The sequence below is a fragment of the Chitinophaga sp. YIM B06452 genome (genome assembly GCF_039655965.1).
Lineage (GTDB): Bacteria > Bacteroidota > Bacteroidia > Chitinophagales > Chitinophagaceae > Chitinophaga.
Genome location: NZ_JAWLKY010000002.1, coordinates 1,574,303 through 1,593,088, shown reverse-complemented (window position 1 = coordinate 1,593,088; position 18,786 = coordinate 1,574,303). Strand labels below are relative to the sequence as shown.

Annotated in this window: 15 protein-coding genes; 7 read left to right on the top strand and 8 right to left on the bottom strand. The window is 54.5% G+C overall.

The genetic code is table 11. The annotated features are described in order from the left end of the window. Positions 1 to 24 precede the first annotated feature (24 nt). The 6 genes from R3I13_RS16430 to R3I13_RS16405 all read left to right on the top strand — a co-directional run bounded on the left by R3I13_RS16430 (position 25) and on the right by R3I13_RS16405 (position 12,125). Positions 25 to 2,322 (top strand): VWA domain-containing protein, encoded by a 2,298-nt coding sequence (locus R3I13_RS16430; RefSeq protein ID WP_346319040.1) that lies wholly within the window; start codon positions 25 to 27, stop codon positions 2,320 to 2,322. A 20-nt stretch (positions 2,323 to 2,342) separates the two neighbouring features. Continuing rightward, positions 2,343 to 3,740 carry a DUF4157 domain-containing protein gene (locus R3I13_RS16425; protein ID WP_346319039.1) on the top strand — a complete coding sequence of 466 codons (1,398 nt, stop codon included), beginning with the start codon at positions 2,343 to 2,345 and terminating at the stop codon, positions 3,738 to 3,740. Then, complete coding sequence (locus R3I13_RS16420; protein ID WP_346319038.1) at positions 3,733 to 5,097, top strand: ATP-binding protein; 1,365 nt, start codon at positions 3,733 to 3,735, stop codon at positions 5,095 to 5,097. The genes R3I13_RS16425 and R3I13_RS16420 overlap by 8 nt, the downstream gene beginning before the upstream one ends. A gap of 28 nt (positions 5,098 to 5,125) precedes the next feature. Next, a complete protein-coding gene (locus R3I13_RS16415; RefSeq protein ID WP_346319037.1) occupies positions 5,126 to 5,800 on the top strand; it encodes a chitosanase in 675 nt (224 codons plus the stop codon). 2 nt (positions 5,801 to 5,802) lie between these two features. Next, positions 5,803 to 10,176, top strand: a complete 4,374-nt coding sequence (locus R3I13_RS16410) for a DUF4157 domain-containing protein (RefSeq protein WP_346319036.1) — start codon at positions 5,803 to 5,805, stop codon at positions 10,174 to 10,176. 71 nt (positions 10,177 to 10,247) lie between these two features. Continuing rightward, positions 10,248 to 12,125 (top strand): M1 family metallopeptidase, encoded by a 1,878-nt coding sequence (locus tag R3I13_RS16405; RefSeq protein WP_346319035.1) that lies wholly within the window; start codon positions 10,248 to 10,250, stop codon positions 12,123 to 12,125. A gap of 86 nt (positions 12,126 to 12,211) precedes the next feature. Here R3I13_RS16405 and R3I13_RS16400 read toward each other — a convergent pair whose 3' ends face one another. From R3I13_RS16400 to R3I13_RS16375, 6 genes are all read right to left on the bottom strand, one after another. Then, positions 12,212 to 13,216, bottom strand: a complete 1,005-nt coding sequence (locus tag R3I13_RS16400) for a patatin-like phospholipase family protein (protein WP_346319034.1) — start codon at positions 13,214 to 13,216, stop codon at positions 12,212 to 12,214. Positions 13,217 to 13,236: 20 nt separating this feature from the next. Further along, positions 13,237 to 13,758 carry a hypothetical protein gene (locus R3I13_RS16395; RefSeq protein ID WP_346319033.1) on the bottom strand — a complete coding sequence of 174 codons (522 nt, stop codon included), beginning with the start codon at positions 13,756 to 13,758 and terminating at the stop codon, positions 13,237 to 13,239. A 192-nt stretch (positions 13,759 to 13,950) separates the two neighbouring features. Continuing rightward, on the bottom strand, positions 13,951 to 14,511 hold the full coding sequence (locus R3I13_RS16390; RefSeq protein ID WP_346319032.1) for a DinB family protein: 561 nt from the start codon (positions 14,509 to 14,511) through the stop codon (positions 13,951 to 13,953). A 19-nt stretch (positions 14,512 to 14,530) separates the two neighbouring features. Beyond that, positions 14,531 to 14,767, bottom strand: coding sequence for a hypothetical protein (locus tag R3I13_RS16385; RefSeq protein WP_346319031.1), 237 nt, complete (start codon positions 14,765 to 14,767; stop codon positions 14,531 to 14,533). 16 nt (positions 14,768 to 14,783) lie between these two features. Then, entirely contained in the window at positions 14,784 to 15,167 is a 384-nt protein-coding gene (locus tag R3I13_RS16380) for a hypothetical protein (protein ID WP_346319030.1), read from the bottom strand. 10 nt (positions 15,168 to 15,177) lie between these two features. Further along, positions 15,178 to 15,738, bottom strand: coding sequence for an RNA polymerase sigma factor (locus tag R3I13_RS16375; protein ID WP_346319029.1), 561 nt, complete (start codon positions 15,736 to 15,738; stop codon positions 15,178 to 15,180). A gap of 113 nt (positions 15,739 to 15,851) precedes the next feature. On the opposite strand from R3I13_RS16375, the gene R3I13_RS16370 reads away from it, so the two are divergent. After that, the gene (locus tag R3I13_RS16370) at positions 15,852 to 16,748 is read left to right on the top strand and encodes a cation diffusion facilitator family transporter (protein WP_346319028.1); all 897 of its coding nucleotides are present in this window, start codon (positions 15,852 to 15,854) and stop codon (positions 16,746 to 16,748) included. A 258-nt stretch (positions 16,749 to 17,006) separates the two neighbouring features. Here R3I13_RS16370 and R3I13_RS16365 read toward each other — a convergent pair whose 3' ends face one another. Together R3I13_RS16365 and rsmG are read right to left on the bottom strand one after the other, a co-directional pair. Then, on the bottom strand, positions 17,007 to 17,945 hold the full coding sequence (locus R3I13_RS16365; RefSeq protein WP_346319027.1) for a pentapeptide repeat-containing protein: 939 nt from the start codon (positions 17,943 to 17,945) through the stop codon (positions 17,007 to 17,009). Positions 17,946 to 18,164: 219 nt separating this feature from the next. Then, entirely contained in the window at positions 18,165 to 18,785 is a 621-nt protein-coding gene (gene rsmG, locus R3I13_RS16360) for a 16S rRNA (guanine(527)-N(7))-methyltransferase RsmG (RefSeq protein WP_346319026.1), read from the bottom strand. Position 18,786: the final 1 nt, after the last annotated feature.

Here is an 18,786-nt window from a genome sequence, read left to right as displayed (position 1 = left end):
CCAAAAGTGAAAAACTTACTTCAAATGTTCAGGCAGCTATTCCTGTGCATCCTTGTTGTATCCCTCCCCATCCTGGTAAATGGCCAGGAAACGATCAATGTAGGCGTGGTGAATCCAGACCACATCTATAACCTCCCTATCAACGTAGCCATACCCATGGGATCCCCATTAACGATCAAGCCAGGCGGCACCGGTGGTACCGTGTTATGGGAATTTGCCGCGGCGTTCCCCGGCGGGGCAGTTGCTTTGCCAGGCGGCGACGGGTTCACCAAAGACGGCCTTACCATTCAGCTGCCTGCCGCTGAAAACGCGCCGATAAGCGACCTGGAGACGGTGAAGATATTCGGTACCCCCACAGTAGCGGACGCCTGGAGCTTTTCCCTCCGTGTAACAGACCAGGCTTCTGCCACCAACGGAACGCGTAATTTCGAAATACGCGTCACCCAATCGCTGGACCTTGTGCTGGTGCTGGACCGGTCAGGCAGCATGCTGTCGCCCACCTCGGCCGATGCCGGCGCGCCCACCCGCTGGAATGCCCTCAAGGAGGCAGTGAGCGGGTTTGCTAACCTCTACCAATCCATCGGCGGCAGCAACCGCCTTGGCATCACTTATTTCGCCACTACGCCCACACCGGCTTCCACCTGCTGCGGAACGCTTCGCGCGGTAGACAATACGCTGGCCACAGCAGTGGGTACAGATATCGATAATGTTGCCGTAACGCCTGTTCCTACCGGCATGACCGCGTTGGGCGCAGGCCTGAAATCAGCCACCACCATGCTTTCCGACGCAACGAAAGCCCGCAGCATACTCGTGTTCACCGACGGTGAGCAGAACCAGTTGCCCATGGTTAACGCGATGGGCACAGGTTACAGCGATGGCACCACTATTCCCGGCGGCGCAGGCGCGGGCGGTATTAAAATAGCGACCATCGGCATCGGCAGCCCCAGCGGCCCTTTCCATACTACCTTGCTTGCATTGGCCACCGCCAACCGCGGCAGTTACAACACCACGCTGGACGGTACCAACTTCACCTTCGTGGGCGGTCTGGCAAGCGGCAGCCTGTCTATGGGCTTCGTGAACCAGTTCGTGACCATGCTCTCGCAGTTCAGCCCGCAGATCGTAACCACTGCGTTCAAATCGTTACCCACCATGGGCGCCGTTCCCGTAGAAACATTCCCGCTCAATAAAAGAGTAGACAAGCTCCTGCTTGAATTCACCGTAGGCCGCAAGCTGGAAGTGCCGCAGCTGATGCAGGTATACAAACTTCTCCGCGTGGAAAAGGACGGGAAGGATGTGAAAAATTATGCCAGGGTGACCTGGGTAGGCAATTATACCAACAGCATCCTGCTCACGATCGATTTCAGCGATCCCCCGGAAAGCCATCCCCCGCTGGATCCGGCCGGCAAATGGAGCGTACAGGCAGCAGATTCGGGCATGAACCTGCGTTTCGTGAACCTGAATGTATTGGCAGACGATCACCGGCTGCACATGAAACGTACGCTGGGCAATACTGCGCCGAAAGTGAACGACAAATTGCCCATTTCATTTTTGCTCGATAAACTGCGGCTGCCTGTTAAAGACGCCGACGTGAAATGCGTGGTGCTGCGCCCCGGCGAAGACCTGGGTGATGTGCTGGCCCGCAGTGAAAAGAACATAAAGCCGGATGGTACAGACTCCGCATCGGCAGGCGTACAGAAATACAACAAGCTGTGGGAAACGGATTCCGCTTTCCGCGCGCTCTTTAAACCAGTGGAAAACATCGTGCAGCTTAAACATACAGCCGACGGGAAATACGAAGGCAGCTTCGATGGTTTATCCGTAGCCGGCGTGTACAAACTCGTGTACCTCGTGAAAGCGAAGAACGACGACATTGGCGAGTTCCAGCGTACATTCATGGAAAGCATATATGTGACCTTCTCCAGCGTGGACCTTTCCAAATCCGAAGTGACCTCCACCATCCAGAACGGCCAGCTGGTAATGAACCTCAGGCCCATGACCAGTTACGGGAAGTATGTCGGTCCTGCTATGGGCCCCGCTTTCTCCGTTTCCAATACAGATATAAAGATCGCGGGCGTGGTAGACCACCAGGACGGCCGTTACACCATCACCTTCACCGGCGCGATAGACCAGCCTACCAAACTGGTGTTGCTCGGCCAGGAGATCTATACCGGCAAGCTTGAAAATGCAGGCAAGAGCGATTCTTTCATAGACAAGATCAAAAAATGGCTGGAATCCATCGGGCTGCCGGCATGGAGCATCTGGATCATCCTGTTGCTGATCATCCTGCTGCTGTGGCTGTTGTTCAGGAAAAAGAAACCGTAAAGTTCTTTTAACCACGGATCATGAACAGAGAATTAAAGGCTAATACTGCAAAAAGGCATCCTCCTGTTCCTGGAGGATCGCCTTTCTTCCAGCCCAAGCTCACCGTAAACGAGCCGGGCGATGCGCATGAAAAAGAAGCCGATGCGATGGCAGACCAGGTGATGCGCATGCCTGCCGCACAACCTTCCTTTTTCGGCAACGGCGTGCCCGGCCTACAACGCAAATGCGCTGCATGCGAGAAAGAAGAAAAAGAACATGCCCAGCGAAAGCCGCTGGCAGACGGCATTAGGCCCGTTCAGCGGCATGGCGCGGCACCTGTGCCCGCTGTAGGCGCGCATACCGAAGGCGCGATCAACAGCAGCCGCGGCGGCGGGCAGGCTATGCCCGGCGAAACGAGAGACTTTATGGAATCTCGCTTCGGGCGGGACTTTAGCGACGTGCGCATACATTCAGACAGCAATGCCGCGCAGCTCAGCAATGCGCTCAGCGCGCGGGCATTCACTACCGGTAAGGATATTTATTTCAACAAAGGCCAGTACTCCCCGGATTCGACATCCGGCAAACAATTGCTGGCGCATGAACTGACGCATGTGGTGCAGCAGAACGGATCGCTGCAGCGGAAAGTGATACAACGTTATCCATGGCCGTACCGGCTGCATATGCGCCGCGAGGTGAACGAGTCGCAGACGGAAACCATTTCCAACGCGCCCGCCGCCTTTGCAGCGTGGAACGGCACTTTCACCTGGGATGCGAAATTCACCATTGATCTCGATGCTATTTTCGGCAGGGTTTCCCTCATCATGCGCCTCAACTCCACCGCGCCGCGTGCCGTGAGAAGGGCCTGGGAACGGGCGATTGAACGGAAATGGAGCAACCGCATGTTCCTGCGCATCACACCTCCGGGTGTGGCTGAAGGGCCCTGCAAGCTGCCTATTATTGTCAACATTCAATGGGTGACAGACCCTGCGCGGGCCCACTATACCATCAACCCGCAGGCGCCCGGAACGGTTTCCCCCGGCGGCATTGCCGGCCTGGGCGGCACCACCAGCATGACGGACTGGGGCACGGGAGACACTGTGGATGTAACCCATGAGTTCGGTCATATGATCGGCAATGCAGAAGAATATTTCACTACCAACGGCACCAATTTCGCCACGGGCGGCCGTACCGGGTTCAGGGATCCGGGTGGCGGAGTGATGAACAATCCCGCCGAACGCGCGCACCGGCGGCACTTCAATCTTTTCCGCGAGCAGGTGGCCGCCATGCTCGGGCTCAGCACTTCCCGCGTGCGCGTGATCTACGACAACGACGCTCTCCCCAATTGCCAGGCGGACATTGGCGACTTCCCCGTTCCTGAAAGAGAACCCGGGGATTTTCCCGTAACGCCCGGCACAGATACTGGAACCGCAAATGCTTAAACCATCCAACATAACGCCCCCGCGCGCAGCCGCCAACGGCCTGCAGGACCCTTACCTCGTAACGGGCCTTGAATACCTCCGCGCCTTCGCCCATGCACGCCTGGCTTCGCATTTCAGGAATGAGGCCATGACCGTTCCCGAAGCGCCGCAGCCGCTGAAAACAGATGATTCTTCTTTCGCAAAATTTGTGCGGCACGCACAGCCTGCGCCGGAAGAGCTTGTGCTGTTGCTGAGCACGCTCGCGCCTTTCGTGGTCACCGGGTTCTTCGATCAGCTCATCCAGCAATTCCTGCCGCAGGGCGGGGAGTTCCCCGAATTCGGCGGCGTAAAAGGCGCCAACCACCGCGGCACGCTGGCTACCGGGGAAACCGTGCTCTTCCTGCTCGCAGGCGCCGATGCAGCGGCGAGGCTCAGAATGCTGCCATTGTTTGCCGAAGAAAGTTATTTCTTCAAACACAAGATACTCAGCATCGAAACCGTACGCCCGGGAGAACCCGCGCTGAGCGGCCGCCTCATTGCCGACCCCGAATATTCCGAAGTGTTCACCACCGGCAGGATCGGCCTGCCCCGCCTCAGCATGCACTTTCCCGCGGAGCACATCACTACTATGATGGAATGGGACGACCTTGTGCTGCCCGACGGCGTATGGCGGCAGATACGCGAACTCGAAAGCTGGATCAAACATCATGATACCCTCATGCAGGATTGGGGCATGAAACGCAAGCTGAAGCCCGGTTACCGCGTGCTGTTCTACGGCCCGCCCGGTACGGGGAAAACGCTCACCGCCACGCTGCTCGGCAAATACACCGGCCGCGAAGTGTTCCGCATAGACCTGTCGATGGTCATTTCCAAATACATCGGCGAAACAGAAAAGAACCTCGCTTCGCTGTTCGACAAAGCGGAGCATAAGAACTGGATCCTGTTCTTCGACGAAGCGGACGCCATTTTCGGGAAACGCACCGGCGTTCGGGATGCGCATGACAAATATGCCAACCAGGAAGTGTCTTACCTGCTGCAGCGCATCGAAATGCATTCCGGGCTTACCATCCTGGCGTCCAATTTCAAGAACAACATGGATGATGCGTTCATCCGCCGTTTCAGTTCTATCATCTACTTCCCGCCGCCCAGGCCTGAAGAGCGTCTGCAGCTGCTGCAGAAGGCCTTCCCAGGCGAGGTGAAGCTGCAAAAGGATGTGGATCTTCCGGCTATCGCCGCGGCGCACGAGCTGACGGGTTCCCACATCATGAACATGGTGCAATACGTTTGCCTGAATGCGCTGGAACGGGGGAACCTCGCGCTTTCCCACCAGGATATTCTCAGCGGCGTAAGGCGGGAGCTGGAGAAAGAAGGAAAATAATTTACTCACATCACCATAAACATGCATTATGATCACACCCGCAATTAAGAATAAGATCATGTCTGTCGTGAACGTATTCGAAACCGGCACGCCGGAAGGCAAATACGATGCGATCGCGATATTTCCCGACGGCAGGAACGGGAGCCGCCAGATCACTTATGGCCGCAGCCAGACCACCGAGCAGGGCAACCTGCGCAACCTGCTGGAACGGTACATTTCCCTCGGCGGAAAATTCGCCGGCGAATTCTCGGCCTTCCTCCCGAAAGTAGGTTCCGTACCGCTGGTAGACAACAAGCCGTTCAAGGACCTGCTGAAGCGCAGCGCGCAGGAAGACCCGCTGATGCGGCAGGCGCAGGATGAAACTTTCGAGATACTGTACTTCCAGCCGGCGCAGCATTTTTTTACGGCTGAGCAGTTTGCATTGCCATTGAGCCTGCTGGTGATCTACGACAGTTACATCCATTCCGGTTCCATCCCCGGTTTTCTCCGCACCCGTTTCCCTGAGCGCACGCCGTTGCGCGGCGGGGATGAAAAGGCCTGGATCACCGCCTATACCAAAGCCCGCCAGAACTGGCTGGCCACGCATAAGAAAAAAGTATTGCACCCGACGGTTTACCGCACCAAAACCTTCCTGGACCAGATGAGCAAAGGGAACTGGATGCTGGATCAACCGGTGACCACGCAGGGTAAAACGATCGCGTAGTTGTGGAGACTGTTGCCAAAACGGGTACTGCCGGGCATGTACATGCCGGGGCTGCGGCGTTGCATCACAACGCCGTACCGGATGTTGCGCCTGCAACGGAAGGGGCGCTACCTTTTTTTGGCGGATTGCCTGTGCAGGCAAAGCTGGAAGTGAGCCCGCCGGACGACCCGCAAGAGCGGGAAGCCGATGCCGCGGCAGACGCTGTGATGCGGATGCCGGAGGCGGGAGATATGGTACAGCCTTATACAGAGCCCGTTTCAGACGTAGTGCAACGAAAATGCGCATCCTGCGAAGCAGAAGACGCCGTTCATCGTTTCCCTGAGGCCGCCGTTTCCCGCCCAGATATTGTGCAGCGTAAATGTGCGGCTTGTGAACAGGAAGAACAGGTGCAACGCACATGCGCATCCTGCGAAGCAGAAGACGCCGTTCATCGTGTCCCTGAGGCCGCCGTTTCCCGCCCAGATATGGTGCAGCGTAAATGTGCGGCTTGTGAACAGGAAGAACAGGTGCAACGCACATGCGCATCCTGCGAAGCAGAAGACGCCGTTCATCGTGTCCCTGAGGCCGCCGTTTCCCGCCCAGATATGGTGCAGCGTAAATGTGCGGCTTGTGAACAGGAAGAACAGGTGCAACGCAAATGCGCATCCTGCGAAGCAGAAGACGCCGTTCATCGTTTCCCTGAGCCCGCCGTTTCCCGCCCTGATATTGTGCAGCGTAAATGTGCGGCTTGTGAACAGGAAGAACAGGTGCAGCGCAAATGTGCATCCTGCGAAGCAGAAGAAATGGTTCATCGTTTCCCTGAGCCCGCTGTTTCCCGCCCAGATATTGTTCAGCGTAAATGTGCGGCTTGTGAACAGGAAGAGCAGGTACAGCGCAAATGTGCATTCTGCGAAGCAGAGGACACCGTTCATCGTTTTCCGGAACCGGCTGTTGCGCGTCCGGATATTGTGCAGCGTAAAAACGCGGACTGTGACGCCGGAATGCCCGTTCCGCGCCGTTCCACGGCACATCATACTAACATCATCCAGCGGAGCTGCGATGAGTGCAGCATTGAGAAAGCTACGCCGGAAGAAACCAGTGAAGAGAAAGAAACCGAAAACCAGGAGGTGGAAGCCGGCAGCGACAACGACGAAGCAGGACCGGGCGGTGGCGGTACGGTAAATCCCAAAGCCGCCCCGGGCGGGCCGGGACCAGTGTCTTCCCAGTTCGAGGCAGGCCTGCAGGCATCCAAAGGCGGCGGCCAGCCCATGAACGCGCCGCTGCGCAAAAGTATGGAGAACCGGTTCGGGCAAGACTTCAGTCATGTCCGGATACATAACAACCACGCCGCGGGCAACCTCAGCGCAAGCATCAACGCGCAGGCCTTCACACACGGTTCGGATATTTATTTCAACCAGAATAAATTCGACGATACCTCCGCCAGCGGCCAGCGCTTGCTGGCACACGAGCTTACGCATGTGATCCAGCAAACAGGGCCTTCGGCCGTCAAACCGAAAATACAACGGGAAGAAGAAGACAAGATCAGCAACTGGGCGCATACCTGGATCGAGAACCGCATGCGCAAAAAAGACGGCAACCTCATCACCGAAGCAGGCGTGCCGGGTGCGGTGCGCTGGGGTAAAGGCATCAACCTGGCAGGCTTTGCGGACCTGTATAAAGCTGATGACAGCATCGTATCCGGCATGCAGGCCCATTATTCCAAGGCGAAAAAGAATTACGACTACATCCGTTTCATGGATAGCGGCAAAAGACTGGCGGAGATGAGGCGGGACGGCGGTCCTGTGAAACGCGGCCCTGTTAAAAAGCCGGACAATACATGGGATTTCACTATCAACTTCCCGCCCAATTTCGAGATAGGGGAGATCAAACCTTTGTTCATTACTGAATTCGGGCTTAAGTCCGCCGGGCTCGTAGGCAAAGGCATAGTACAGCAAAGCAATTACATCCTGGGTTTCAAAGAATTCGTAGAGCATGTGCATTCCGTGTTCCCCGATTCCATTCCTACTACCAAAGGTAAGACCATGGATCTTTCCAAGCTGCTGCCTAACTCGCTGAACTACGACCTCTTTGACCAGGAGCACACCAAGATGGATGCCGACGCAGTGATGAAACGGAATTCTAACCAGCGCCTATGGGTGGCCCTGCTGGGCGACGGCCTGGCAGGATACTTCCTGATGCCGCACCCCTACATTCCCAAAGAATATGCGGAAGACAAAAAGAAACACCGCGCGAAACTGGATGCGCTCATTTTATCCCTGAGAACAGAAGCGGGCAAATCCAAGATGCCGGGCGCTATTTCCCGCAAACCGATCCAAAGGAAAGTCATTCAAAGAAAAGACAACCCCAATGCCGCTGCCGAAGCCTGGGAGAAAAAACGGAAAGCATGGGCGAACGGAACGGAAGGAGACGTGCCGCAGAAGCCGAAAAAATTCCTGAAAGAGCGCGCGAAAGGCTTGCTCAAGCGGCATAAAGTGGATAAAGAGCTGAAAAAGACCACTCCTCCCGATCCCGCAAAAGAGATCAAAGATGTGAAGGACGTGAAGTTCTGGAGCAGCTTCAAAGGCCGCGTGTATGGCGCTTTGCGCTTCCGCTTCAGAAGGGCCTTCGATAAGATCGAGGAGCTGTTCAAGAAGATAAAGACCAAATTCGAAAAGCACCGCGAAAAATCCAAGACCCTGAAAGGCGGGGAGACGATGGAGTTTTCCTGGAAGAAACAGGCCGTGAACCTGATCGTCAAGCTGGCGGTAGACATCTTCCAGAAGATGATCGCCATTGCGTTCGAAGGATTTTCCAAATGCATGGACACCATCGTGGAGGCCGTGATCGGCAAATACGAAAAAGCGCTGGAAACCGCGGCGGAAGAACAGCTCAAGGAACACGAGCCCCTGTGCTGCAAGATCATGGAGTTCAAGAACAAGTGGGAGGCAGAGATAGACAAATACGATAAAACGATCGAAACATTCACCCTCACTGTGGATAAAATGCGGGAATGGACTGCCATCCTCGACAAAGTGGAACTGGCCGTGCGGCTGGGCGTTCAGATCATTTCCTGCGGCACGCCGCCCGCTTTGGGATGTTTATGGGGATTGGTGGCGCAACTCGGCATATCGGCCGGCATGGCTTTGCTGCAAAAAACGGATTTCTGGGAGCAGAATATTGCGAAGCCCGCCGCTCAGTCACTGATGGATGCCATCGTGGGCGATAAGCTGCATAACCTGATGATCGAAGCGCTGAAAGGCACGCCCCTGGCTGCATATATGGGAGATAAAGCCTGCCAGCCCAGGGCCAAAGGCGCTGGTGGCGGCGGTTTGGGAGCCATCGGGCAGGGGCTGGATAAAATAGACCCCAACGATCCTGCCATCGCCAAGGCCCGCGCGGAATGGGAAGAACAATACAAAGACCAGATCATGGCCGATCTGAAAGAAGTGTTCGAGTCCGGGGAAAAAGGGAAGAAACTCACACCGGAAGACATACAAAAGCTGGTGGACGCCATCAAAAAATCGGGCAAGACGCCGGAAGACATCAAAAAAATGATCGAAGCGGGCAGGAATGTAAAAACAGGCAAGGTGGATATGACAAAAGCGCTGACCACTGTAAACAGCGGCACCGTACCCGCTGATCAGCCGAAAAAAGAAAGGAAGATCAATTACGCTAAAGCAACCGCCAACAATAAATATTACGCCAGCGTTCTCGGCTGGCTCGCTACTTTTTTCATCAAGAAACCCGGCATCCAGCCCGGTTCAGAAGAATTTGCCGATGCCGTTTATGATATGCAGGAAGCGCTGGGCATCAAGGCAGACGGCATTGCAGGCGGCGCCACCACCCAGAAATTCTACGAAGCCAACGGTATTTCCAAAGACAAAGTGTACAACAAGGCAGGCGAAGTGCTGGCCCGCGAAAAAGAAGCAAGGGAACAGCAAAAAGTGCTGGCCGAAAAGAAAGAAGAACTGGAAGCCCTTCTCGCCGATCCCAAGGTGGAAGAGGCTTTGAACAAATCTTTCCCCTCTGAGAGCCAGCTGAAAAAAGACCTCAACAGTTATGCCGACTGGGACCAGATAGCGGCCGGTACAGGGAAGTTCGTGGATTTTAACGGCAGGATGGCCGTCGTGATCGTAACGGCGAATGGCGCTAAAATAGGCGCTTACCTGAAATCCGTAGAAAGAGATGAGAATGGCGAAAAAGTGACCAGGATACTGACCAACGGGCCATTCTATGCGATAGACGCTGTAGTGGAAGACGCCTTTGCCATGGAAGGCAAAGCGAAAGACGGGAAAACGCAGATCGTGCTGCTGTACTTCCTGAAGGACCAGGCTGCCGGCTCCGTTGCTCACCAGAACGAGCTTTTCTTCTTCAGCCTGCGCCCGCCCAAACCATGACCACACATCCCAATATGCCGCGCTCTCCCGCGAAATTTCCTATTTTCGCCCCTTAGACCAATGATCTGAGTATGAGAAAATCAATCATCCCGGCGCTAATCATTCTGCTGGGAGCTTCTTCAGCCATGGCACAGACGGACCGCTGGCAGCAACGCGTAAAGTACAAAATGGACATCCGGATGGATGTTAAGACCAACCAGTTCACCGGCAAACAACAGCTGGAATACACCAACAACTCACCAGATACGCTTTTCCGCGTTTTTTACCACCTCCAGTGGAACGCGTTCCAGCCCAACAGCATGATGGACGTGCGCAGCCGCGAGCTGGGCAGGATCATTGTCGGGAAAGACGCCAAGGGCGTGAATAAACATGATTGGGACAGCCGCGTCACAGACCGTATTTCCAAACTGCAACCCAACGAGATCGGCTACCAGAAAGTGCGTTCGCTCACCATGAACGGCCGCCAGCAACAGTTCCGCACCGAAGAGACCATTCTCGTGGTGGACCTGGACAAGCCCATCCTGCCCAGATCTGCCGTTACCTTCGATATGGAATTTGAAGCGCAGGTGCCCGTACAGATCCGCCGCAGCGGCCGGAATAACAAAGAAGGCGTGGATTATTCCATGGCCCAGTGGTATCCCAAAATGGCCGAATACGACTACGAAGGCTGGCATCCCACGCCTTACATTGCCCGCGAGTTCTACGGCATATGGGGCGACTTTGACGTGAAGATCACCATCGATAAAAAATATGTGCTGGCCGGCACCGGCTACCTGCAAAACCCGCAACAGACCGGCTACGGCTACGAAACAAAAGGCGCCAAAGTAACGCGGCCGGCGGGCAATACGCTCACCTGGCATTTCGTGGCGCCCAATGTGCACGATTTCGTTTGGGCGGCAGACCCGGATTATAAACATATCACGCAGCAGGTAGACGATTTCACGGCGCATTTCTTTTACATCGAAAACGATACCACGCGCAGCACCTGGCCGCAGCTCGCAAAGATGATCCCTGCGGCTTACGAATACATCAAAAAGCATTACGGAGCTTACCCGTATAAGCAATATTCGTTCATACAGGGAGGAGACGGCGGCATGGAATACCCCATGGCCACGCTCATCCTGGGAAATGGCAAATTGCCCGGCCTTTACGGCGTAGCCATGCACGAATGGATGCACAGCTGGTACCAGGGCATGCTGGCCACCAACGAAAGCCTGTACCCCTGGATGGACGAGGGTTTTACCACCTTTGCTGAAGACAATACCATTGGCAATACCGTAGATTCGCTGGCAGGCAGATGGCACCAGGCAGACAGCTACCGCAATTATTTTGCCCTCGTGCGCAGCGGCTTCGAAGAGCCGATCAGCACGCATGCGGATCATTACAATACCAATTATGCATACAGCGTCAGCTCTTATTCCAAAGGCGCCGTTTTCCTGGAGCAGCTCGGTTACGTGATCGGCGCTGCCAACAGGGATGCGGGTTTGCTGAGGTATTACAACGACTGGCGTTTCAAACATCCCAACGCCAATGACTTTATCAGGGTCATGGAAAAAGAAAGCAGCCTCCAGCTGGACTGGTACCTGCAATATATGCGGAACACCACCAAACACATCGACTACGCGCTGGACAGCATTTATGAAACGAACGGGAAAACCATAGTGGTGCTGCGCCGCGCAGGCGAATTCCCCATGCCCATAGATCTGCTGGTGGAGATGAAAGACGGGCGGAAAGAAATGCATTACATCCCGCTCACCATCATGTTCGGCAACAAACCCAATGAAGACGATAGTATAAAACGCATTGTGCACGACGGCTGGCGGTGGACGCATCCTACTTATTCGCTCACGCTGGATGTGCCCATCGGCCAGCTGCGCAGCATCAATATCGATCCCAGCATGCGCCTGGCAGACATCGACAGGAATAACAACAAAGCGGTGGCTCCTTAAGCTCCGCCGGGAAAATACAGCAAGGGCGCTCCGCTATCCGGGGCGCCCTTTTTTATGGAGGTTTTCCAATATTACGCGCAGTCTCTTTAGAGGTTCTCGAAATACTTGCGCGCAATTTCTTCGCCGTAGGCTACCATTTTTTTCATTTCAGGAGGATCGAAGGTGAGGCCGCCGGGGCCGCCGTTGAGGGGCTTTTCAGGGCGGATGATGTGCAGCTTCAGATCAGTTTTGCCAAGGAAAGGATTGTCGAACGGGATGTTGAAGAAAGACTCGATCTCCTTCGGTTTAAGGCCCGCTTCTTTCATTTTCGCTTTCACGGCTTTCAGGTATTCAAGGCTGCGGTTGATGTACTTCGGCATGCGGAGATCGTTCACCGCTACGTCCATCGTGAACCAGTCCATCGTTTGCTGCAGTATCTCGAAAGGGCTTTTATATACATGCTCTTTTTCCACGGGTTCCTCCGGCGTGAGCAGGATAGCGTATATCTCGGTAGCTCCCGTATCTATCGCGAGGTCTACCGGCGCATATTCGCGCAGGCCGCCGTCTACATACTGCCGGGACTGACTTTCTATTACCTGGTATGGCGGCATGAACACGGGCTGGCAGGCGGAGGCGAACATGGCGCGCCGGAAAGTGCTGGCGTCCGGTATGCGGATCACGTCGTATTCCGGGGAGGTCATGGGCAGGTCGCTGGTGGTGAAGTAGGTGATGCGCCCGGTTTGCAGGCATACGGTGGTAAGGTAAAGCGATTTGCCGCTGTCCAGTATCGCCTGGAACATACCGTCCGTAAAGGTTTTTTTGATAAGCAGGCTCAGCGGCTGCGCATCGAAGAGGGAATAGGTGTCTTTCCCCGCGAAGCGGTTGATCACGTTGCCGGTGATGATGATGTCGCTGGTGGTGTGAGTGGTGTATAATTTCTCCAGCAGGTTGATCTCCCCGATGGAGGCCAGGGGTATGATGAGGGAGCCGGTGCTGGTTCCGCAGAGCGTGTCGAATTGAATTTTAGGCGTAGCGGCCATGTATTTAAGCACGCCCACGGCGAATGCCCCTTTGGAGCCTCCGCCGCTGATCACCAATGCTGTTTTGGACATGATGAGGATTTTTTTAAGGGTTACAATTCAGGGAGTTTGGGGGCTTTCTTTTTAAAGCAGTGAATGCCGAGGCTGCCGGTGAACCACCAGCTGTTCCAGGCATAGTCGCGGTGCACTTTGGCGCTGATGGTGGCCATCTGCCCGATCTCCGTGGCAAAGCCGCCGCCCACCAGGCGCTGGTTCTTTGTGCCGAACAGGTATTCGCCTACCAGCTGTATGTTCAGCACGGTGCTTTCCAGCACTTTCGGGCCTTGTGACAGCATCAGCGATACGCGCCCGCCGCCGGTGCCGTATATACGTTTGTTGTAAAAAGCGCCTCCGCCGGTAAGCCCCAGCCGTAGCCTGCCGGGCACAACCGTTACCTGCGGCGAAAAAGCCAGCGTAGCAACAAAAAGATCGGGATCGGCGCCGTGAAAAGATGTCACCATGCCTCCTCCCATTTCCAGCGGAAATATCCATCCCTTCGGGAACTCGCTCTGGGCTTGCACTTTAGGGGCAATGCACAGCAGCAGCAGAAAAGCAGTAAGCCATTTAATTTTCATGCACACAATATTTTGCAGCAGGCAACGGCGTGGAAATATTTGGGGTAGCCTGGAGCCTGCCTGAGTTAGCAGATTGGGGTTTCGCTGAAGGTACGAATTTGCCGCGGTTTGGCCATAGGAGGATATACGCTTTCTGAAAAAACAAACCCGTTCCCGGGAAGGGAACGGGCCGTAAGAACTTAAGAGCACAGGTTAGAATATCGCCCTCTCCAGCTGTTCATGCCAGGGTTGGTCCGGCTGTTCGCGGAGCTGCAGGGTATGCAGGTGGTGATAATTGTGATAGGCTGTGAAGTATAATATTTCGCGGATAGTGAGCTTGCCCATCAGCGGGTGCGGGCCCTGGTAGCGGTCCAGTTCCTCTTCGCTCCAGTTGTCTATCTGCTGTATCATTTTGTCTTTCTGCAAAGCGAACTGCTTCAGCAATGGCTGTTTCTGTTCTGCTTCGGTTACATGCGGCACATAAGGCCGGGTGGTCACCGCGCCGTTTTTCAGCAGTGTGCGGTAGTTTTCCTTTATGTCTTCGAAGGAGCGGGAAGGCGCGGCGGGCGTGCCAAACCAGCGGAGGAAGAACCGGGGAAAGCCAAGGGCTTTATTCACCGGCCTGGCGCTCCTGATGAGATGGTCCAGCTGCTGGGCGGCAGACCATTTCCCTTCGGGAGACACAATAAAACGATGATCCGAAAGTGTTTCGATAAATGCAGCGAAGTCCGTAAAGCTGTTGTTCAGTAGGGTCTGTATGTCTGTCTTTTGCATAAGGTCCGGTTAAAATGTTTCATTCAAGCACTTCGCAGTGGAACCCCTGTTCCTGTACAAAGCGGATGATGGAATGCTCATCCACTTTCATATCTACCACGCGCAGCACTTTGTCGCAATCTTCAATGTCTACGTTGCAGGAGGATACTTCAAAGTTACTGCAAATTGCGCGGATGATGAGGTTCCGGTCGTGGTACGTTCGGATATTCGTTTTGAAGATGCCGATCATGGCGCGGGTGTTTGATTCGGGTTGCATAAGGTTAGGTTGTAGGTTATTGCTCTTCTGCTGTTCCGGGCTTTTCTGCTTCTTCGCGGGTTTTGAACCCCCAGCGGCCGGACATGCAGCGGTCAAAATGGTTCTTTACTTTCTCTTTTTCTTCCGGGGAAAGGTGTTCCATCCTGTTCTTTACGTGTTCCCTCCACCTTTCCTTGTTCCAGCGCCAGTGTTTTTTCTCATGATGCCCTTTCGGGAAGCCGAACAGCAGCTTGCAGAGCAGCAGCAGTCCCAGCGCCTGCCAGAAAGTGATCACCGGGCCGGAGAAAAGTGCGGGTACCAGCCAGTTCCAGAGGTACATGGTGGCAAATCCGAAAGCTGTAACGAAAACAGCGCCCAGCACAATGCCGCCCAGAATTTTCCACACAATATATTTTTTCATGTCAGTACTTTTAATCGTTCAGTAATTCTTTATACAATTGCGCCAGCCTTTCGCGCAGGCTCAGCACTGCGTAACGTTTGCGGCTCAGCAGGGTGTTCACGGAAATGCCCGTTTCGGCTGCAATTTCCTTGAATGAACGCCCTTCCACCTCATGCTGCAGGAACACGTAACGCTGTTCCTCCGGCAGCTCGTCGATAGCCTCGGTGATGGCCTCGGACATGAATTTACGCAGCATGGGCACGTCTGTTTGCGCGGAAGCGTCGGGCAGGATGTCTGACAGGTAGAGGGGCCCCTCGCCGTCTGCCATTTCGATGGCTGTGTCCGAAAAACGGTCTTCTTTCTTTTTCCTGAACCAGTCTGTAATGCGGTTGCGCGTAACCGCGAAAAGCCAGCCGGTCAGTGAATCAATATCCGAACCCAGGCGGAGGTATTGGGTGAACTGGTACAGCACGTCCTGGAGAATGTCTTCCGCATCGGCCACATTATCCACCCGTTTGCGGATGAATTGCAGGAGCCGTTTGCGTTCCTTCTCCACCGTTCGCTGTATGCGCTCGTTTTGTTCCAGTGCCATGGGTTTTTTTATGGAAAGCCACTCGTTCATCTTAGTTAGGTAGACGAACCAGCGGATCGCTTATTGTAATGCTGCCGTATTTTTTTTAAACAGGTCTTCGTATTTTTAATATAATGCACGATCATGCTCACGCTCCCACAGGAGCTTCCCACCTGAACAGGGCCTTCCTGGCGGGCATCGGCCTGAACCTCGCCTTCGTGGCCGTGGAAGCGGTTGCTGGTTTTACCACCGGCTCCCTGGCCCTTTTGTCTGACGCGGGGCACAACCTCAGCGACGTGGCGAGCCTGGCCCTGTCCATGCTGGCTTTCCGGCTGGCCCGCATCCCGCCCAGCAGCAGGTACACCTATGGTTACCGCAAAAGTACTATCCTGATCTCATTATTAAACGCCATTATCTTGCTGATTGCCGTCGGGGCCATTGGTTATGAGGCGATTATGCGTTTCAGCCATCCCGTTGCCCTGGCCGGAGGCCCGGTGGCCATCGTGGCGGGCATCGGTATTGTCATCAATTCAGCCTCTGCCTTTCTTTTTTTCCGTGACAAGGAAAAAGACCTGAACGTGAAAGGCGCCTACCTGCACCTGGTGGCCGATGCGCTGGTGTCTCTCGGCACGGTGGCGGCAGGTTTGCTGATGGTGTATACCCGCCAGTACTGGATAGACACCGCCGTGAGCCTGCTCGTGATGGCCGTGATCGTTTACGGCACCTGGGGCCTGCTGCGCGACAGCCTTCGTTTATCCCTCGACGGTGTGCCCGTTGGCATTACCGTTTCGGAAATAGAGGCCGCCGCCAAAAAGATCCCCGGGGTGGCAGACCTGCACCATGTGCACGTCTGGGCCGTGAGCACCACGGAAAACGCCCTTACCGCCCACGTCACCGTTCAGCCCGGACTGGCCCCGGAGCAGGTGGACAAGCTGAAAACCGAGCTGAAGCACATGCTGCATCACATGAATATCACCCATTGCACGCTGGAAACGGAACTCAGCCATACGGACGAGGATATCGGGTTCTGAGAACATAATATGGGAAATTTTCCCCGTATTTTATATACCGCCTCCGCAAAATGGCCTCTTACCCCCGTTTCTTATACGTCTTGTTTCAGCAGGTAGATAGGATTTTGACGATCATCGTCTTGCCCGCGGCGTTGGAACCGAGGAGGGCGAAAATGCTGCCCTTTTCCACCTCGAAATCTACGCCCTTCAGGACATGAAGCTCCCTATAGGACTTTTGAAGTCCTTTCACTTGAATTGAATTTTGCATGTATTTTTTCTTTAGATGATGGTGACTTTCGACAGATCGGCTCCGATACCTTTGAGTGCGGCGAAGGTGAGCTTATCCATCATTGCGCCGTCGAAGCAGATGGTTTTGATGGCGCGGTAGTATTTGTTGGTCAGGGCAAACGTTGGGATGAAAGACACATTTTTAAGTGTTGCGCCCTTAAACGAAACCTCGTTCAGCGTCGCTTTGTCGAACTTGACGCCGGTAAAGGTCAACCCGTCAAGACTCAGCCCCCGCAGGTCGCAGTATTTGAAGTCGGTATTATTGAAGGTGCATTTTTCAAAGACCGTATTTCTCAGGTCGAGCATGGTCAGCCTTACGCCGGTCAGCGTTATATTGGTGAATCTTGCCCCGTCCAGCCCCGTCTTGTTGAATTCGGTGCGTACAAGAATGGTCTTGTTGAAACTTGTACCGGCCATATCATTCACAGAGAAAAGGCAATCTGTGAGGTTTGCGCCGTCGAAATTGGCTTCGCGCATATCGCTGACCTTAAATGAGCTGCCGGTCAGGTCCGCGCCCGAAAAGTCGGAGCCGGCCAATGTACTTGCATCAAATTTACTTTTATGTGCGGTGACGCCGGCGAAGTCGCTTTTAGCCAGGTTGCCCGCGCTGAAGTCCGTTACCAGCTGCCGCTCGGGGCCAGGGAAATGGGGGATATCCTGTGTTTCAGTGTCGTCAGCATTATTAATGGGCGCCTTCACTGCTGTTTCATCAACCGTGGATTGGAAGTTTTCTGAAAAGTAATTAAGGTCAACGCCCAGGATTTCCGCGAGACTGTTAAAGGTGGTGATATCGGGCATCGATTCCCCGCGTTCCCACTTTCCAACTGCCTGGGAACTGATGAACAGGCGCTGGGCAAGTTCTGCCTGGGAGATATTTACCTTTTTTCGTGCTTTGGCGATCTTCTCGCCGATCATCTTTGCGTTCAACATACGTACAATGTTTTTGTTTTTTTTTGACACTTCAAAGGTATCCACTTCATTTGCAGGATCAGTAAAAACAGCCGCCACTCTTAGTTGTGAACACGCCACTTTTAGTTGTTATTTGACAACCGGGGGTAGTTTATGCCGGAATTTAAGATGAATGTCCTGTTTACGACAGGAAATCACGGGCGGTCATTATATTATGGAGAGAGAAATCCGGGTCCTGGTCTATCTTACCGCCACCACATATTTTTCCTGGAAAAACTCTTCGGGAAAGAGTTTATAGATATTCACCATTTTGGGCCTGGTGCCGCTTTCGGAGATCTCCTGCGCCAGGTCGCCCCCTTTAAGGCAGATGAGGCCGCCGGGCCGGTCTTCCGCCGTGTTCTTCTTGATCAGAGGCTTGCTCCACTGCCAGAGGTCTTTCAAAGGCGCTACTGCGCGGGACACCACCAGGTCGAACTTGCGGTTTTTGATGTCTTCCACCCGGGAATGGGCGGTGGTCACGTTCTGGAGGTTCAGGGCTTCGGCAACGCCTTCCACTACTTTTATCTTTTTACCGATGGAATCCACCAGGTGAAAATGTACTTCAGGAAAGAAAATAGCCAGGGGAATGCCGGGGAAACCGCCGCCGGTGCCAAGGTCCAGCACCTGCAGGCCGTCGGGGAGGTCTGCCACCGCTGCAATGGCGAGCGAATGCAGCACATGTTTCTCATACAGCGCATCGATATCCTTACGGGATATCACGTTGATCTTCTCGTTCCATTCGCTGTAAAGATGCCCCAGCGCCCGGAACTGGTCCAGCTGCTTGGGTGTAAAGTCACTGAAATATTTTAAAACGGTCTCCATG

Excerpts from the sequence above, each read along its gene's own strand:
- R3I13_RS16375 (WP_346319029.1), bottom strand. The coding sequence starts at position 15,738 with ATGGCACTGGAACAAAACGAGCGCATACAGCGAACGGTGGAGAAGGAA.
- R3I13_RS16380 (WP_346319030.1), bottom strand. The coding sequence starts at position 15,167 with ATGAAAAAATATATTGTGTGGAAAATTCTGGGCGGCATTGTGCTGGGC.
- R3I13_RS16415 (WP_346319037.1), top strand. The coding sequence starts at position 5,126 with ATGATCACACCCGCAATTAAGAATAAGATCATGTCTGTCGTGAACGTA.
- R3I13_RS16425 (WP_346319039.1), top strand. The coding sequence starts at position 2,343 with ATGAACAGAGAATTAAAGGCTAATACTGCAAAAAGGCATCCTCCTGTT.
- R3I13_RS16395 (WP_346319033.1), bottom strand. The coding sequence starts at position 13,758 with ATGAAAATTAAATGGCTTACTGCTTTTCTGCTGCTGCTGTGCATTGCC.
- R3I13_RS16405 (WP_346319035.1), top strand. The coding sequence starts at position 10,248 with ATGAGAAAATCAATCATCCCGGCGCTAATCATTCTGCTGGGAGCTTCT.
- R3I13_RS16430 (WP_346319040.1), top strand. The coding sequence starts at position 25 with ATGTTCAGGCAGCTATTCCTGTGCATCCTTGTTGTATCCCTCCCCATC.
- rsmG (WP_346319026.1), bottom strand. The coding sequence starts at position 18,785 with ATGGAGACCGTTTTAAAATATTTCAGTGACTTTACACCCAAGCAGCTG.
- R3I13_RS16400 (WP_346319034.1), bottom strand. The coding sequence starts at position 13,216 with ATGTCCAAAACAGCATTGGTGATCAGCGGCGGAGGCTCCAAAGGGGCA.
- R3I13_RS16385 (WP_346319031.1), bottom strand. The coding sequence starts at position 14,767 with ATGCAACCCGAATCAAACACCCGCGCCATGATCGGCATCTTCAAAACG.
- R3I13_RS16370 (WP_346319028.1), top strand. The coding sequence starts at position 15,852 with ATGCACGATCATGCTCACGCTCCCACAGGAGCTTCCCACCTGAACAGG.
- R3I13_RS16390 (WP_346319032.1), bottom strand. The coding sequence starts at position 14,511 with ATGCAAAAGACAGACATACAGACCCTACTGAACAACAGCTTTACGGAC.
- R3I13_RS16420 (WP_346319038.1), top strand. The coding sequence starts at position 3,733 with ATGCTTAAACCATCCAACATAACGCCCCCGCGCGCAGCCGCCAACGGC.
- R3I13_RS16365 (WP_346319027.1), bottom strand. The coding sequence starts at position 17,945 with ATGTTGAACGCAAAGATGATCGGCGAGAAGATCGCCAAAGCACGAAAA.